Origin of the sequence: Solibacillus palustris (assembly GCF_022549215.1) — a bacterium.
In the GTDB taxonomy this organism is placed as follows: domain Bacteria; phylum Bacillota; class Bacilli; order Bacillales_A; family Planococcaceae; genus Solibacillus; species Solibacillus daqui.
In genome coordinates this window covers 1-230 of the sequence record NZ_JAKZFC010000042.1, presented here as the reverse complement: position 1 = coordinate 230, position 230 = coordinate 1, and the positions used below count along the sequence as shown (strand labels likewise).

Sequence of the window (230 nt, the reverse complement as noted above, 5' to 3'; positions counted from 1 at the left end):
TGAATATCAATGAAACGTTTATCCAGTTTTGAAAGAACAAAAATTTATTAAAAATACTTGACATATAGGTTTAGTGTGATATAATAGATATTGTCTTTAAAAAATAAAATAGTCTAGTGATGATGGCAAAGAGGTCACACCCGTTCCCATACCGAACACGGAAGTTAAGCTCTTTAGCGCCGATGGTAGTTGGGGGTTTCCCCCTGTGAGAGTAGGACGTCGCTAGGCTG

1 rRNA gene is annotated in these 230 nt (G+C 37.8%); it reads left to right on the top strand.

What is annotated here, in order from left to right:
- Nucleotides 1–112 precede the first annotated feature (112 nt).
- Nucleotides 113–228, top strand: a 5S ribosomal RNA gene (gene rrf / locus LZ480_RS19800).
- Nucleotides 229–230 lie beyond the last annotated feature (2 nt).